The 14,309-nt window shown below is 64.1% G+C and carries 17 protein-coding genes; 9 read left to right on the top strand and 8 right to left on the bottom strand.

Annotation, left to right across the window (positions count from 1 at the left end):
- The first annotated feature begins 25 nt into the window (after positions 1-25).
- The 5 genes from JGU72_RS03405 to JGU72_RS03425 are packed head-to-tail and all read left to right on the top strand — an operon-like array spanning position 26 to position 4,791.
- Positions 26-877, top strand: coding sequence for a DUF4097 family beta strand repeat-containing protein (locus tag JGU72_RS03405; RefSeq protein ID WP_199682311.1), 852 nt, complete (start codon positions 26-28; stop codon positions 875-877).
- Positions 874-1,818, top strand: a complete 945-nt coding sequence (locus tag JGU72_RS03410) for an ATP-binding cassette domain-containing protein (RefSeq protein WP_199682312.1) — start codon at positions 874-876, stop codon at positions 1,816-1,818. The genes JGU72_RS03405 and JGU72_RS03410 overlap by 4 nt, the downstream gene beginning before the upstream one ends.
- A complete protein-coding gene (locus JGU72_RS03415) occupies positions 1,815-2,594 on the top strand; it encodes an ABC transporter permease (RefSeq protein WP_199682313.1) in 780 nt (259 codons plus the stop codon). The genes JGU72_RS03410 and JGU72_RS03415 overlap by 4 nt, the downstream gene beginning before the upstream one ends.
- Positions 2,595-2,649: 55 nt before the next feature.
- A complete protein-coding gene (locus JGU72_RS03420; protein WP_199682314.1) occupies positions 2,650-4,041 on the top strand; it encodes an amidase in 1,392 nt (463 codons plus the stop codon).
- 21 nt (positions 4,042-4,062) lie between these two features.
- On the top strand, positions 4,063-4,791 hold the full coding sequence (locus JGU72_RS03425) for an alpha/beta hydrolase (RefSeq protein WP_199682315.1): 729 nt from the start codon (positions 4,063-4,065) through the stop codon (positions 4,789-4,791).
- Position 4,792: 1 nt separating this feature from the next.
- Here JGU72_RS03425 and JGU72_RS03430 read toward each other — a convergent pair whose 3' ends face one another.
- Positions 4,793-5,404 carry an anti-sigma-D factor RsdA gene (locus JGU72_RS03430; protein WP_199682316.1) on the bottom strand — a complete coding sequence of 204 codons (612 nt, stop codon included), beginning with the start codon at positions 5,402-5,404 and terminating at the stop codon, positions 4,793-4,795.
- Positions 5,405-5,635: 231 nt separating this feature from the next.
- Between JGU72_RS03430 and JGU72_RS03435 the strand changes: the two genes are divergently transcribed.
- Together JGU72_RS03435 and JGU72_RS03440 are read left to right on the top strand one after the other, a co-directional pair.
- Positions 5,636-5,920: a hypothetical protein gene (locus JGU72_RS03435; RefSeq protein ID WP_199682317.1), complete on the top strand. Its 285-nt coding sequence runs from the start codon at positions 5,636-5,638 to the stop codon at positions 5,918-5,920.
- Positions 5,921-6,022: 102 nt separating this feature from the next.
- Positions 6,023-6,304, top strand: coding sequence for a hypothetical protein (locus tag JGU72_RS03440; RefSeq protein WP_199682318.1), 282 nt, complete (start codon positions 6,023-6,025; stop codon positions 6,302-6,304).
- On the opposite strand, the gene JGU72_RS31195 is transcribed toward JGU72_RS03440, so the two are convergent.
- Positions 6,284-8,131, bottom strand: a complete 1,848-nt coding sequence (locus tag JGU72_RS31195; protein ID WP_199682319.1) for an FUSC family protein — start codon at positions 8,129-8,131, stop codon at positions 6,284-6,286. The genes JGU72_RS03440 and JGU72_RS31195 overlap by 21 nt on opposite strands.
- A gap of 19 nt (positions 8,132-8,150) precedes the next feature.
- Entirely contained in the window at positions 8,151-8,960 is an 810-nt protein-coding gene (locus tag JGU72_RS03450) for an alpha/beta fold hydrolase (protein WP_199682320.1), read from the bottom strand.
- Positions 8,961-9,024: 64 nt separating this feature from the next.
- On the opposite strand from JGU72_RS03450, the gene JGU72_RS03455 reads away from it, so the two are divergent.
- The gene (locus JGU72_RS03455) at positions 9,025-9,480 is read left to right on the top strand and encodes a MarR family winged helix-turn-helix transcriptional regulator (RefSeq protein WP_307828281.1); all 456 of its coding nucleotides are present in this window, start codon (positions 9,025-9,027) and stop codon (positions 9,478-9,480) included.
- A 122-nt stretch (positions 9,481-9,602) separates the two neighbouring features.
- Here the strand turns inward: JGU72_RS03455 and JGU72_RS03460 are convergent, their stop codons facing one another.
- Positions 9,603-10,175, bottom strand: coding sequence for a TetR/AcrR family transcriptional regulator (locus JGU72_RS03460; protein WP_199682321.1), 573 nt, complete (start codon positions 10,173-10,175; stop codon positions 9,603-9,605).
- Between the two features lie 82 nt (positions 10,176-10,257).
- Here JGU72_RS03460 and JGU72_RS03465 point away from each other — a divergent pair, with 82 nt between their 5' ends.
- The gene (locus JGU72_RS03465) at positions 10,258-11,016 is read left to right on the top strand and encodes a maleylpyruvate isomerase family mycothiol-dependent enzyme (protein ID WP_199682322.1); all 759 of its coding nucleotides are present in this window, start codon (positions 10,258-10,260) and stop codon (positions 11,014-11,016) included.
- Positions 11,017-11,025: 9 nt separating this feature from the next.
- On the opposite strand, the gene JGU72_RS03470 is transcribed toward JGU72_RS03465, so the two are convergent.
- The 4 genes from JGU72_RS03470 to JGU72_RS03485 are packed head-to-tail and all read right to left on the bottom strand — an operon-like array spanning position 11,026 to position 14,309.
- Positions 11,026-11,571 carry a chromate transporter gene (locus JGU72_RS03470; protein WP_199682323.1) on the bottom strand — a complete coding sequence of 182 codons (546 nt, stop codon included), beginning with the start codon at positions 11,569-11,571 and terminating at the stop codon, positions 11,026-11,028.
- The gene (locus JGU72_RS03475; RefSeq protein ID WP_199682324.1) at positions 11,568-12,125 is read right to left on the bottom strand and encodes a chromate transporter; all 558 of its coding nucleotides are present in this window, start codon (positions 12,123-12,125) and stop codon (positions 11,568-11,570) included. The genes JGU72_RS03470 and JGU72_RS03475 overlap by 4 nt, the downstream gene beginning before the upstream one ends.
- Positions 12,118-13,107, bottom strand: coding sequence for a phospholipase D-like domain-containing protein (locus JGU72_RS03480; RefSeq protein ID WP_199682325.1), 990 nt, complete (start codon positions 13,105-13,107; stop codon positions 12,118-12,120). The genes JGU72_RS03475 and JGU72_RS03480 overlap by 8 nt, the downstream gene beginning before the upstream one ends.
- Positions 13,108-13,160: 53 nt before the next feature.
- Positions 13,161-14,309 carry an oxygenase MpaB family protein gene (locus JGU72_RS03485; RefSeq protein ID WP_199682326.1) on the bottom strand — a complete coding sequence of 383 codons (1,149 nt, stop codon included), beginning with the start codon at positions 14,307-14,309 and terminating at the stop codon, positions 13,161-13,163.

Here is a 14,309-nt window from a genome sequence, read left to right on the forward strand (position 1 = left end):
TTTTGCACACGAGAAGGGCACAGCCATGCCAACTTTCGATACACCCGAACCCGTTTCCGTCGCAATCGAACTCGCAGTCGGTGACGCCCGACTGACGGCGGGCGACCGCGTCGACACCGTTGTCGAGGTCCTCCCCCGCAACTCGGCCAAGAAGGCAGACGTCAAGGCGGCCAACGAGACAACTGTCGACTTCGCCGGTGGCCGCCTCCGCATACACGGACCCAAGGCCGGCATCTTCGGCTCGGTCGGATCGATCGACGTGACGATAGAAACGCCGTCGAAAGCCCAACTCGACGTCGATCTTGCGGTCGGTTCGCTGCGCGCGAACGGTACGTTCGGCGATTGCCGCGTCACGAGCGGCGTCGGCAACGTGCACCTGACCGACGCCGGAGCCCTTCACGTGAAGACCGGCGCCGGCGATGTCACGGTCGGCCGGGTCGGCGGGCGCGCAGAGGTGACCACCGGATCCGGCGACGTACAGATCACGCGGATCGACGGGTCGGCAACGATCAAGAACTCGAACGGGCGCAGTTGGGTCGGCACAGTCACCGGAAATGTGAACGCAAAGTCGGCAAACGGCAGCATCGTCGTCGACAGCGCACACGGCACCGTCTCGGCGAAGACTGCCAACGGCAGCGTCCGGATCGGCGAAGTAGTCCGGGGCTCGGTCCTGCTCGAAAGCGCAATGGGCGAAATCGAAATCGGCGTCCGCAAAGGCACCGCCGCGTGGCTCGACGTGAGCACCAAGTTCGGCAATGTGCACAACACACTCACGCAGGCCGCTGGACCGGAGACGAGCGACGAGACCGTCGAGGTCCGCGCCCGGACCGCGTACGGCGACATCGTCATCCATCGGACAGGAAGGGCAAGCAAATGACCACTACCCAATTCGCCATCGCCGCAGCGGGACTCCGCAAATCCTATGGTGCGAAGCTGGTTCTCGACGGCATCGATCTCCACGTTGCCGAGGGCACGATTTTCGCGCTCCTCGGCCCGAACGGCGCGGGGAAGACGACCGCGGTCCAGATTCTCTCGACCCTGATCGAACCGGACGCCGGCGTTGTGCGCGTCGCGGGACACGACGTGGCTGCGGATCCGGAATCGGTGCGGTCGGCGATCGGCGTCACCGGTCAGTTCTCAGCCGTCGACAACCTCTTGACGGGCGAGGAGAACCTCCTTCTCATGGCGGATCTGCATCACCTGCCGCGAGCGCAGGGCCGCGCCCGCGCGGCCGAGCTGCTCGAACAGTTCGACCTGATGGAGGCGGCGACGAAGACAGCCGTCACATATTCGGGTGGCATGCGACGCCGGCTCGACCTCGCCATGACGCTCGTGGGCGCACCCCGCATCATCTTCCTCGACGAACCGACGACCGGGCTCGACCCGAGAAGCCGTCGCAACATGTGGCAGATCATCCGCGATCTCGTTGCCGACGGCGTGACGATCTTCCTCACGACTCAGTACCTCGAGGAGGCCGACCAGCTCGCCGACCGCATCGCTGTGCTCGACCACGGCACGCTCGTCGCGGAAGGCACTCCGGCCGAGCTGAAGCGTTTGGTCCCCGGCGGGCACATCAGCCTCCAGTTCGCGGATGCGGACGAACTCGAAGCAGCGGCGCACGCCCTCGGCGCTGTGGCCCGCGACGACGCCGCACTCACCTTGGCGGTCCCCAGCGATGGCGCCGTCCAATCGCTGCGCACGGTGCTCGATCGACTGCATTTCGAATCCATTGCAGTCGAGAGCCTTTCGATTCACACGCCCGATCTCGACGACGTATTTCTCACTCTCACAGGCACAGCGAAGGAAGCGGTCCGATGAGCACTCTCACCTACGCGGTCAGCGACTCGGCAACGATGTTGCGGCGCAACCTGAAACACGCCAAGCGGTATCCGGCCCTCTCCCTCAGCACCGCCGGCATGCCGGTGATATTTCTGCTGCTGTTCGTGTACGTCTTCGGCAATGCGCTCGGTGACGGCATCGGGGGCGGCGGCCGGGCGGGCTACGTCAACTATCTCGTCCCCGGCGTCATCATGATGACCGTCGCGTCCGGCACGATGTCGACGGCGATCTCGGTGTGCACCGATATGGCCGAAGGTATCGTCGCCCGCTTCCGCACTATGGCGATATTCCGGCCGTCGCTGATGACGGGTCACGTGATCGGCAGCATGATTCAAACGCTCGCCAGCCTCGCAGTCGTCTTCGGAATCTCGGTACTGGTCGGCTTCCGTCCCACTGCCACACCTGTCGAATGGCTCGCGGTGTTCGGCTTGCTCGCGGCGCTGACATTTGCGCTGACCTGGCTGGCGGTAGCGTTCGGCCTCGTCTCGAAGACGCCGGAGGGTGCGAGCAACCTGCCGTTGCCGCTGACGCTTCTGCCGTTGATCGGAAGCGGCTTCGTCCCAACGGATTCGATGTCGAGCGGCCTGCGCTGGTTCGCGGAGTACCAGCCGTTCACTCCAGCGATCGAGACCTTGCGCGGACTGCTGATGGGCACCGAAATCGGCAACAGCGCCGTCATCGCCCTCGGGTGGTGCGTCGCGATCACACTGATCGGATACTTCTGGTCGCGAAGTCTTTTCAATCGCCCCATCTAGCGAACACCCCTACCCAGCGTGCACTCTGAAAAGGCCACCATCGCAAGGGAGACAGATGACCGACCTACTCCACGCCGGCGTCGAAGGGCAGGCAGCGGCAATCCGCGCCGATGACGTGAGTGCAACCGAACTCACGGACCTGGTTCTCGGTGCCATTCGCCGACTCGATCCGATGGTGAATGCCTTCTCCGAGGTGCTCGCCGACGCGGCGTTGGAGGACGCGGCACATTTGGACACGATCCCCGCCGCGAAACGTGGGCCACTGCACGGTATACCCATCGCCATCAAGCAGGAGAACGACGTTGCGGGGTCGGTGACTACCTTCGGTGGCCGATCCAACGTCACTCCTGCCGCACATGACAGCGAAGTGGTGCGGCGACTGCGCCGAGCGGGCGCCGTCATCGTCGGGAAGACGACGATGCCTGAGTTCGGCCTCTGGCCGCTGACCGAGTCGGAGACAACCGGCATCACCCGCAATCCCTGGAGTCTCGCCCACAGCACCGGCGGCTCGAGCGGTGGGTCTGCCGCCGCGGTCGCGTCCGGGATGGTCGCGACCGCCATCGGCGGAGACGGCGGCGGATCGATTCGCATCCCTGCTTCGTGTTGCGGGCTCTTCGGCCTGAAACCCTCTCGCGGCCGGGTGAGCACGGCCCCGAACCCGGACCTCTGGCATGCGCTAGGCGTGATCGGCCCCTTGACGAGGACCGTCATGGACAGCGCGATCGTCAACGACGTGATCGCCGGCTCACGCCCGACGGACCGCTACCACGCGCCGCCGTTGCGCGAGTCGCTGGTAAACGCCGTCGGCCGCGAGCCTGGACGTCTGCGGATCGGCGTGTCGATGAAGCCCACCGCGTTGGGCGCAGCCTGCGACGCAGAGATCGAGGCCGCGACCCGCGCTGTCGCAGAAGCCTTTTCGGCCCTGGGCCACGAGGTCCGAGAAGTCGATCCGAAATATCCCGACGTGACGATCGCGTTCGTGCCGCAAGTTTTCGGCGGAGTCCGCGAAGAAGCCGCCCGCGTAGAGCACTACGACCGACTCGAAGGGCGCACCCGCACCGTGCTGCGCCTCGGCACCTGGGCGCGCCCGTTCGTCACCCGGTACGCGGTCTCCGAGAGCAGCCGAGTCGCGGCGAAAGTCAACACGATCTTCGACGACATCGACGTGCTACTGACACCGACCTTGCCGCGCGTGCCACCCAAGACACCCGCCCTGCCCGGAAACGCGATACGGGCGTTGTTCACAGCGCTGCCGATGACCGCCTACACCGCAATGTGGAACTTGTGCGGCAATCCTGCGGCCTCACTGCCAGCGGGTTTCTCGAAGTCCGGCCTGCCGATCGGCGTCCAGATAGTCGGCAGGCCCAACGACGAGCCGACTCTCATGTCCCTTGCCGCGCAGATCGAACGGGCCGACCCGTGGGTCGGCTGTTGGCCGAGCCTCTGAACCGCGTGCTTTGATCGAAGTATGGCGATTCCTCCATACCTGCATCCGTTCGTGGTTCCGGTAGCCGAATGGCCGCGACAGCGCGAGGGCAGCATCGACGTGTACCGGCCGGCTGAGCCTGGCGGCGACCCGCTACCGGTCGTCGTCTTCGTTCATGGCGGACCGCTGCCGCCCGGTCTCGAAGTGGGCCCACGTGATTGGCCGATCTATCTCGGCTACGGCGCCCTCGCGGCCGGAAGCGGCGTAGTCGGTGTGACGGTCGAACACCGACTGCAGTCGACTCTCGAATATGCCACTGCCGCAGCCGATGTCGCCGACGCAGTCACACAGTCCCGCGAGCTGCCGGGCGTGGATCCGGATCGCGTTGCCCTGTGGTTCTTTTCGGGCGGCGGTTTACTCTCCGCCGATTGGCTGCGCAAGCCACCGCCGTGGCTACGGTGCGTCGCGCTGACCTACCCGATCCTCTCGCCGCCGCCCGGCTGGGGCGTCGACGAAAAGTTCGACCCGGCGGACGCGGTGGCAACGGTCGGCGGCCTGCCCGTCCTGTTGACACGCGTCGGCCGGGAGCGCCCCGAATTCGCCGCCACCGTCGAAGCGTTCACAGCAGCCGCGAGAGAGCACGAGGTTGACCTGGAGGTGATCGACGTGCCGAACGGCCAGCATGGGTTCGACACGTTCGATCACACAGAGGAATCGCGCGACGCGGTGGTCGAAGCAATGAAATGGGTGACGGCGACGCTACAGAAGTAACTCAGCGATCCAGCTGCTGCTGCAACCGTTCGAGCCAGGCGACCAGCGCGTCATGCTGAGACGAGTCGATGACATCGTCGGCATGGTCGGCAGCTTGGTCGATGTAATCCTGTGCTTCGGCACGGTTGCCCACTGCGATCAGGCGCTCGGCCTCTTCGAGGTCCGACCGCGCGTCGAGATTCGCAACCGTCGATTGGGCTTGCTCGTTGAACACGACTTGCTTGACCACCCACAGTGCGTCGCCGGGTCCCGAATCGAAGGAGAACGCCATCGTGGCACCTGCAACGATCGCGATCGCCGACGCAGCCGCGGCAATCGGGCGGAGGCGGCGCCACCGACCGCTACTGGCAATGCGGGCAGTACGTGCGCCGATCTCCTGATTCACCGCGTCGATCACGTCGTCGACGGTCGGCCCTGCCGGCAGTTCCGGCGAAACGATCTCCGTACGCCAGTTCGACAGCAATGTCGCCAGCTCGTGATCCTCGCCGGCAACTGGGACTAGCGGACGGCCTTTGATGATCGCTTCGATCAACTCGTCGTCGCGGTGGATCGCTGAGACGTCCGGGAAAACGTCGTCTTCGCGCGCCGAACGACGGGTGTCCTGGCTGGTCAAAACGACATCACCCGCCTCACCTATCCGCCGTCGGTTCGCGCATCGCAATGCGCGCTCGTTTTGTTAATCGTCGCGCACCGCGTGTCGTTACGGTAGCTCGAAAAGAAGATTTGCATCGACTTGACATCGGCAACGTAGCGTTTGAATCAATTTCGCGATGATCTAGGCAGATCGTGGGTACTCCACCGCTAACGTGCCGTGGACGGCGCGCCCACAGTCCTGGAGGTCGCGATGCCAAGTCTCGGTGACCGCGCACAAGCGCGGACCTTCTGGATCGTGCTGTGCAAAGAACTTGTCGGCGTGAAATACGCACTGATCCATGCCGAGCAGGACGGTCACCGGGAACTCGTGAATCTACTCCTCAAAGAGCGACACGAGATTCGGCGAATGCTCGCCGTACTGGTCGAGCAGTACCCCGAACTTTCTCGCGAGTCACACAAAACCGCACGCACCGTCGCGCAGGCACACGGCCGGCCGCATGCCTGGAACGTGCGAGCGCAGAACCCGATTCGCTGATCCCGCGGTTCGATCGCGGTTCGGTCTCGACGCCGCGTGTCTGCAAGTCTTCTCGCCCGTCGGCGGGCTAGCCTCGGGCTTCCGCGTCCGCCGAGGGGTGCCATGGGTATACGAGTTCAGGTAGGTGTCGGACCGCTGCAGTGGTCGCGACCTATTCGGATACCCCGTGCCCAGCGCAATGCATTGAACTTGATCGGCAGCCTGCTCTACCTCGTGTTGCTTGCCGCGCTGTGGCTCGGCTATGCCTTGGCACTGCTCAACAGCTGGCGTTTCGCACTCGTCCTGTTCGTTGCGATCGGGGTAGTTCTCGGCGGCGGCCTGTGGTGGCTCGGACGCCGGGCCTGGGAACAGTGGGGCGTCGGGTTAGTGGCCGGTCGCGGCTAGGGTCGCACAGATCCGATACAGCGGGCTTGCTGGATCCGCGTGGTCCAGCGCCGGTTGCCGATGCGCGCCAACAGAGTGAATCGCGCTCTCCGCAGCGTCGACAAGCGCCTTCGGTGGCGCCATGCCGGCTGCGGCGACCTCGAAAGACAGGTCCGTGATGTCGTCGACGACGTCCTCGAGGGCGAGCGCGACAGGCGAGTCGGATCGTGCAGTCGGGCTGAGTGCGGCGGGTTCGAGAGCCGCCTCTTGGAGAGATCGGCGGAACATGTGCGCGCTGTCGTATGCCGCGCGCCGCAATTTCCGGAGTGCGACCGCGGAGACTGCGGGATCGGCCGCCGCTCGAAGGTACGCGGCGACCGCCTGCGTGGTGGCGTGCAGCGGAGTGTGCGGTGCGAACAATCGCGCCGGAAGCAGCACGTACCCGATGACGACCGCGATTGCGCAGCCGATCAGCGTGTCGAGCAATCGCAACCCGGGCGCGAGCGGATTGATCTCACCGATGCTCGCGCTCAGCAAGGTCGACGTCGTGACGCCTATGACGAACAGGCCGTACACCTTCGGCGCCGCAAGGGCCGAGAGGCCCATCGCGATCGCGGCCCCTGATGCCAGCACCCAGTTCCCGGGCGCAGCGAGCAGCAGAGCGGCGGCGAGAACTGCTCCGACAACGCTGCCGGCAACTCTGTTCACCACCCGAACGAAGACGGACTGCAACTCCGGACGCACAACGACGGCGACCGTCAACGGCAGCCAGAAGGCGTGATGCTCGCCGTGGAGAACCGCCGCGGCGGCGGTCGCCACAGCCATGCAGATCGCGAGTCGAACACCAGACCCCACGGATGTCCTGCTCGTCGCGACTGCCATTACCGATCGCAGAGTCCGCGACGCTTGCACAGCTTCGGTCTCGTCGACCGATGGGTGCCGGGCGGGCCTCGTCAGCGCCGCAAGGACCAGGTTTGCGGATCGGTCGTCGGCGGCGACCGAAATAGGCTTTCCGGCTGCGACGTCTGCGGCAGCGGCACGCAGGATGTCACCCGCACCGGGCGGTTGAGCCTCGCCCCGCGCGTACAGAATGTTCGTTGCGATGGTGACGCGCCGTGCTGCCTGCGCTGCCGCTTCGATCGCGTCGACGGCGACGGTGCCGCGTCGGATGTTCAGGCGATAGGCGTAGAGCGTCGCCCGGCACTCGCCGGCGGCGTCCCCCACAGCGCGGCGCGCGCTGGGTGCGTCAGCGCCGCCGATCACGTCGAGCAATTCCGCATTTCTGAGCAGCAACGCGCTGATCGCCGCGCGCTCGCGGCGAGGTTGCCACGTGATCGATTCGGAAGCGACGATCACAGCCACGACCGCCGAGCCGATCAGGTACCAGAGGACCAGCGGCCCCAGCGTGAGCGGCGATCCGCCGAACTGCCCGTAAGCCGTACCCACGACCAGTAGCAGTGAGAACGCCGAGAACGCAGGACCGATGGCACTGACCGACCCGGCCAACAGAGCCATGACGGCGGCCACCAGCACCGCGGGACCGAGGCTGTTCGACGTGGCAGCCGCGACGGCAAAGCCCGCCACGGCTCCCGTCGCCTGCATCGCCATCGCGGTCAGCCGAGAGCGATGAGACCCGCTGATAGCGAACAGAATTGACATCGTTGCAGCGAAATACGCGACACCGATCGACGCCGGCTCCCCGAATCCGACGCCGGCGAGTGCAATGATTCCCGCCGCCGCCAGAGCGCGAATTCCCGCACCGACCGCCCACGGAGCGCCCGACGGGCGCAACGCATCCCAGGCCCGCGCCGAGGCAACGTCGTAACGGCGGGCGAAGTCGTCGGTCACGCCTTGCATTCTGACCGATCTAGCGTGCCCAGAACGCTTCCAGCTGCTTCGCAACCAATGCTGGATCCACGAGAAGCGGCGCAAGGTGGCCTGCACCCGGGACGGTTGCAGCGGATCCGCACGACATTGTCGCGACGGCTTCTGCCGCCTGCTCCCACGTCCAGCCCTCCTGCCCACCTGCGCCGACAAGCATGAGCGTGGGCGCAGTAATCGACGAAATGAGCGTGCGCACCGACCTGCGCCGAATCATCAGACACGTCATGGCACGAAACATTGCTGTGCGGTTGGCATTTCGGAACGCATCCATCGTCACGCGCGCATGCACCGGTTGGGCGGCGATCGCGTCCTTACCGAGGAGCGCGCCTTCGAGGGTTCGAGTCAACGGAGCGACCGGTCCGGCGAGGCGGTACGCCTGCACGAGCGGAACGATCCGCGTCCACCGTTCCACGAGGCCGAGCGCGTCCAGCGGGGTCCCGATCGTTACCAGACTTCGGACTCGGGCCGGCGAGGTGGCCGCGAGAACAATTCCGACGTGACCACCCAGCGCGTTGCCCACCCAGTCGACCGGCTCTGAAATCCTCAGGTGATCAAGCACTTCGACGGCCGCGGTGGCGCACTCTTCGATCGTGAAGTCGCGATCGATCGGCTCGCTGCGACCGTGATTCGGGGCGTCGATCAGGACCACGCGGCGACCCGGCGCGAGCGCGGCGACGACGAGCTCCCACGATCGCTGATCGACGAAAAGGCTGTGCCAGAACACGGTAACCGGACCGGAACCGAAAGTCGTGACATACAACTGGCCGACGGCGGTGGTGACGAGGTTCGGCATCGGACTTCCCTTCAGATTTACTTCGGAAGCCGAAGCTTCACCTTCCGAAGTATTCTCTGAAGTTGTGACATCGTCAATAGATCTGCCGAAGGACCGGCAAGCGATCGGGCAGCTGCTCGTGCGACTGCTCCGCGAGTTCAGGGCGGAGTTGGCAGCCCCTCGCGCCGAACACGGGTACGGCGATCTGCGCGACGCACACATGCAGATTTTCGGGAACATCGGCACCGGCGAGATGCGACTCACCGAGTTGGCGGCGCGCGCACAGCTCAGCCTGGCGGCGACGTCGGAACTCGTGAACGAACTCGAAACGCTCGGCTATCTCGAGCGGCGCCCGGACCCGACCGACGGCCGCGCAAAGCAAATCGTGCTGACGGCGCGTGGCCGCAAGCTGATGGCCGACGCCGGTGGGCGGGTCGGCGAAATCGAAGCCCACTGGGCGTCGATCGTCGGCGCCGAGCGCTTTCACGCGACCTGCCAGGTGTTACAGGAACTGCTCGACGGTCTCGATCCCAGTCATTGACCGGCCACCGAGACGCCGCACTCATCGAGTGCATAGTTCTGCAGGCCGACGCGCCGACCGGCAACCTGTAAAACCGCACTCTCGACGCAGCTTCGGCTGTCCACCGGACTTGCATCCGGGCCTTAGCCCGCTCGAACGAACTCGCGCGCAAACATCTCGACGCACTGGTCGAGTAGACGCCGCCAGCGGTCACCGCCGGGCTCGTTGCTCATCTGTTGCGTGACGAGCCCGCTCAACATCGCTGTCCAAGTGTCCAGAGCGGCGGGCTCGGCGATTCCGACTTCGAAGAATCGTTGCTCGAACAACTCCATCACTTGGCGCGACACCGCGTATGAGCCCTCGGACGGCTCGAATCCAGGGACTACCCGCCAGAACATCAGTTGCAGCCGAGCAGGATTGGCCACGGCAAAATCGAAGAACCAGTAGGCAATCGCCCGTAGCCGTCCAATCGGGTCGTTTGGTAGGTCCAAGATTCGGGACTGTTCGAGCAGTTCGGAGTAGGACCGCGAAAACATTTCGTCGTAGATCTGATCCTTTCCCGTGAAGTAGACGTACAGCGACGGAGCTCGGACGCCGACCGCTCCCGCCAGTTCACGCAGCGACCAACCCGTCAGACCGTGCTCGCCCGAAAGCCGCCACGCGGCCGCAACGATGTCGTCCCTAGTGGCGAGATGCCGTTGCCTGCGGTTGTCCAACGCAACTTCCTAACACTGTTCGGAAAACTCTTGCCCACTCAGATCCATGGCGATATCCTAACGGTGTTAGGAGGTTCGTGACATGACCCAGATCATGGAAATCCGACCCATCAGCCGCGAATCCGACGCGAAGGAAGTCGCGCTCGCCAGCTACGACGATCTGCTCGATCTCATCGATTCGCTTGCGGACGAAGACTGGCGCATTCCGACGGAATGTCCTGGCTGGACCGTCGAGGACATGGTTGGACACCTCATCGGTGCGGCAAAGGCGAACGCGTCGAAACGCGAAATGCTGCGTCAGCAACTGTGGGGATATCGCCACTCGCGTGATTTCGACGGCAACCCACTCGATGCGGCAAACGCACTCCAGGTCAGGGACCACGCCGACCTCACAGCAACCGAGCGAAAAGCGGCCCTGCGGACGTTAGCGTCGGACGCGGTGCGCGGTCGCATGAGCATCCCGAAGCCGCTCCGAGCCGCGAGCGTCTCAGTCGCCGGCACCGGATCCACATCGAGCATGCCCAAGAAGGCGAAGCTCGGGCACGCGATGGACGTCGTCCTGACCCGCGATGTGTGGATGCACCGAATCGATATTTCCCGGGCTACGGGCCGAGACATCGCCTATTCGGCGGTCGACGCGCGAATCGTCGAAGACGTGGTCAGCGAATGGGCGCGCGCACACAACGAGTCCTTCTCCGCTGTGCTGAGCGGACCCGCGGGCGGCACATTCGAGCATGGCAGCGGCGGACCTCGTATCGAGATGAACGCCATCGAATTCTGCCGGACGCTCTCCGGACGCGCCCACGGGACGGGGCTGCTGGCCACGAAGATCTGGTTCTAGCCGACCCCGTCAGACCACACCGAGGTAACCCAAGAACGCCGCAATACCCACAATGACAATCGGGTTGATCTTGGTGCGCACGAAGATGAGAACGCAGACGGCCGTGAGAAGGTATGCGCGCCAATCATGATCGGCTGCGCGGCTCATGACGAGGGACGTCGCCAGAATGAGGCCGACGGTTATCGGCGCGAAACCCTTCTCGACAGCCTGGCGAAATTTCGATTCTTGGGCCTTCTGCCAAAACAGGGTGACGGTGTACACCAAGCTCGCAGCGGGAACGACCATCGCAACGGCGGCAATCACACCGCCGAGAATTCCGCCGAGCACACCACCGACCGAAAGGCCCGCGCCGTAGCCGACCATCGCAACGATCAGGATGCTGGGGCCCGGCGTCGTTTGCGATATCGAGAAGAGGTCTGCGAACTGGGCGCTCGTCATCCAATGCTGCTGTTCGACGGCCCGCTGGTGCATGTCGGGCAGAACAGTGTTTCCGCCGCCGATCGACAACAACGACAGCGAGCCGAACAGCACCGCAATATCCACGAAGGTGTTCATGAGACCTTCTTTCTCGGCCATGCCCAGATGAGGCTCAACGGAGCGAGGATCGCCAAGGTCAGCATGAGTGGCCACCGCAGCAATCCGTTCAGAACGAATGCCGAGACGAAGAACAGGACCGGCACCACAGCAGTCAGGCATTTCTGCCCGGTCTTGATCACCATTGCCAACGTCAGCGCGACCGCCGCAGCCGATGCGCCGTGCAACGCGCCTTTGACGGCCGGGATCTCCTTGAAACGAAAGTAGGCGAATGCCAACGCAATAACGATCGTGACCGGTACGAGGCAGAGTCCGACAATCGCAGCGATCGCCCCCCGCAGACCGGCCAGTTTCGTGCCGGTGAACACGGCGAGATTCACCTGGTTCGAGCCCGGCAAGATGCGGCACATCGTCATCGCGGAAAGGAACTCTTCCTCAGCTAGCCATTTCTTCTGCACGACAATCACTTCGAGCGACCAGGCAGAAAGTCCGCCGCCGAACGATGCGAGCGCGATGTGGTTGAACGTCCACGCCAGTTCGACGAGTGATACACGCGGTGCGGTGACCTCACTCATGCATGAGCTGTTCGTCGTGCGGAAAGTCGTCCTCCGCATGCTGTGCCGAGCCGAGCGGATCCGGCGGGTCGTAATGATGGGAAAGATCCCAGTCGGTGTCGAAGACACCCTTCAGCCGTTGGACGATGGCCAGGTCGCCCGTTTCGATGCCGAGTTCGCGTCGGAGGTCGAACGCGCTGCGGTCGATGTTCATGGATCCGACGAGGGCGCGAGTGTTATCGGCTATGAGGACTTTGGCGTGAACGCGCAGATTCTTCTGCTTGTGCACCTTGACGCCGAATCGTCGCAGGGTCCGCAACGACGCGAACGTATCCAACATGTCCCACTCGCTGATGCCGTGCGCGCCACCGCAAAGCACGTGGACGTGCACGCCACGGTCGGCCGCCGCAAGCAGGCGTTCCAGAATGACGGCGTCGACGTACTTCGGGTGCTGCACGTCGAGACGATGCTGGGCGGAGTCGATGAATCGCGCCATGTGCAGGCGTGAATTCGAGTTGCTCCAGAGCAGCCCCTCATAGGCCGAGGGCGTCCAATCCTTGTGCTCCCAGTCGGCGTCGAAAACTTCGACGACCTGCTCGATATGGCGGGGATCCTCGGTGACGACACCGTAGTCGCGTGTTGCGGTGAAGTACTTGGTGCATAGGTTGAAGGTCGCGACCAGGGCCCTGACGCCGTCTACGACGATCGACTTCTCGTGCGTGACATAGAACTTCGGGCTGCACCACTGCACCGGGACACCGGCGGTTTCGAACGCGTCGAATGTCTCGTCGTTCGCCCGATCACCGCCCGAACGTTTCGGATTGAGCATGACGCGGACGGCGACACCACTCTTGTGCCGCTCGATCACCGCCTGGATCAACTCTGGTTCAGTGAAGGTGAATTGCTTTACGAGCAGCGACGTTTGGGCAGCGTCGATGAAGTCGCGAACTGGGCGGATTCCGTCGTCCGGCTCCACGATGAGCCGCGACGCGAGCGAAGGCATGGCGGAAAGCTAGCACCGATTCCATCGGTTTACGACGGTATAGCGCGCCGAATCTATCCGGCTGCAACGCCCTTCATGCCACCGAAGAATGCCTCCGACTCGATGAGGCCTTCATCGCTCGGCGCCTCGTGTCTGCCGAAGACGCGCTCGGCTTGTTTGCGCCGCAGGTCCATGTGCGCCAACGGTGGTATTTCGTAGCCGTACAACTTCTGGGCCTCACGCGGCGTCATCGTGACCTCCGAGACTGCCGGTATTCCCAGGACCGCCGGCATCATGATCGGCGCGGTCCCCGGCACCAGCCACGACCAGACGGCGTCATAGAGATGCAGGTTGCTGTTCACCGCTGTCATCAGCGCACGCATCGCCGTCTGGACCACTTTGTCTTCGACCGTCGACTGCGTGATGCCGAACATCTGGCGCATGTACTGCGGATACGTCGAAATCGTTGCCGCAGCGACGAATCGGCCGATGAGACTCATGATCGGCGCCGTAATCTCGGGCATGTCCTGGGGCATCGCCAGCTCGGGGTGCAGGATCATTCGCGTCATCGACTGGGCAAGCGCGGACGCAGCAAGACGGGGTCGCCACGATTCGAAGAACTCGATGACCGCTTCGCGACTGCGTGGTACGTCGTCGGGATCGATGGTCTGGCACTGCGCTGCCACGGCACACTGCGCCCAATACTGCGTTTCCTCTTCCTCGGACAGCTTGCCGGGACCGAAGATCTCATAGCAATAGAGGATCGAGTGCCACGCCGTCATATGAATCCACAGTTGGGATTCAGGCGAGTTGGAGTCGTAGCGACCGCCGGTGACGGGATCTATACCGATCCCCTTCGAGTGGACCTTCACGAGAATGTCGGCAGCCTTCGTTGCCGACGCGGTGTCGCCGCTCGCGACAAGCGCGAAGTACCGCATCGTGCGTTCGTACCGCGTTCGAGTGCGCGCGCGAACGCCGCCGGAGGCTTCGACGGACGCGTTCAGATTTGGATCCAACTGCTCGATCGTCACCGCGCGCATGAAGCCCATCAGGGCCGAACTCGGGTAGGTCCACACTTTCCAGGTCACCGAGCCAGGACCGAAAAAGCCGTAGTCAGCGGCTGGTTCGTACTTCTTTTTGATGAGGTCCAGACGCACTTCCCCCACCTTGCCGATCTTGTCGATCGCCGTGAAGACCGTGTCGATATCGAGGAGACCAGCCAT

Origin of the sequence: Antrihabitans auranticaus, from assembly GCF_016481275.1 — a bacterium.
Lineage (GTDB): Bacteria > Actinomycetota > Actinomycetes > Mycobacteriales > Mycobacteriaceae > Antrihabitans.

Excerpts from the sequence above, each read along its gene's own strand:
- JGU72_RS03405 (WP_199682311.1), top strand. The coding sequence starts at position 26 with ATGCCAACTTTCGATACACCCGAACCCGTTTCCGTCGCAATCGAACTC.
- JGU72_RS03410 (WP_199682312.1), top strand. The coding sequence starts at position 874 with ATGACCACTACCCAATTCGCCATCGCCGCAGCGGGACTCCGCAAATCC.
- JGU72_RS03415 (WP_199682313.1), top strand. The coding sequence starts at position 1,815 with ATGAGCACTCTCACCTACGCGGTCAGCGACTCGGCAACGATGTTGCGG.
- JGU72_RS03420 (WP_199682314.1), top strand. The coding sequence starts at position 2,650 with ATGACCGACCTACTCCACGCCGGCGTCGAAGGGCAGGCAGCGGCAATC.
- JGU72_RS03425 (WP_199682315.1), top strand. The coding sequence starts at position 4,063 with ATGGCGATTCCTCCATACCTGCATCCGTTCGTGGTTCCGGTAGCCGAA.
- JGU72_RS03435 (WP_199682317.1), top strand. The coding sequence starts at position 5,636 with ATGCCAAGTCTCGGTGACCGCGCACAAGCGCGGACCTTCTGGATCGTG.
- JGU72_RS03440 (WP_199682318.1), top strand. The coding sequence starts at position 6,023 with ATGGGTATACGAGTTCAGGTAGGTGTCGGACCGCTGCAGTGGTCGCGA.
- JGU72_RS03450 (WP_199682320.1), bottom strand. The coding sequence starts at position 8,960 with ATGCCGAACCTCGTCACCACCGCCGTCGGCCAGTTGTATGTCACGACT.
- JGU72_RS03465 (WP_199682322.1), top strand. The coding sequence starts at position 10,258 with ATGACCCAGATCATGGAAATCCGACCCATCAGCCGCGAATCCGACGCG.
- JGU72_RS03470 (WP_199682323.1), bottom strand. The coding sequence starts at position 11,571 with ATGAACACCTTCGTGGATATTGCGGTGCTGTTCGGCTCGCTGTCGTTG.
- JGU72_RS03475 (WP_199682324.1), bottom strand. The coding sequence starts at position 12,125 with ATGAGTGAGGTCACCGCACCGCGTGTATCACTCGTCGAACTGGCGTGG.
- JGU72_RS03480 (WP_199682325.1), bottom strand. The coding sequence starts at position 13,107 with ATGCCTTCGCTCGCGTCGCGGCTCATCGTGGAGCCGGACGACGGAATC.
- JGU72_RS03485 (WP_199682326.1), bottom strand. The coding sequence starts at position 14,309 with ATGGCTGGTCTCCTCGATATCGACACGGTCTTCACGGCGATCGACAAG.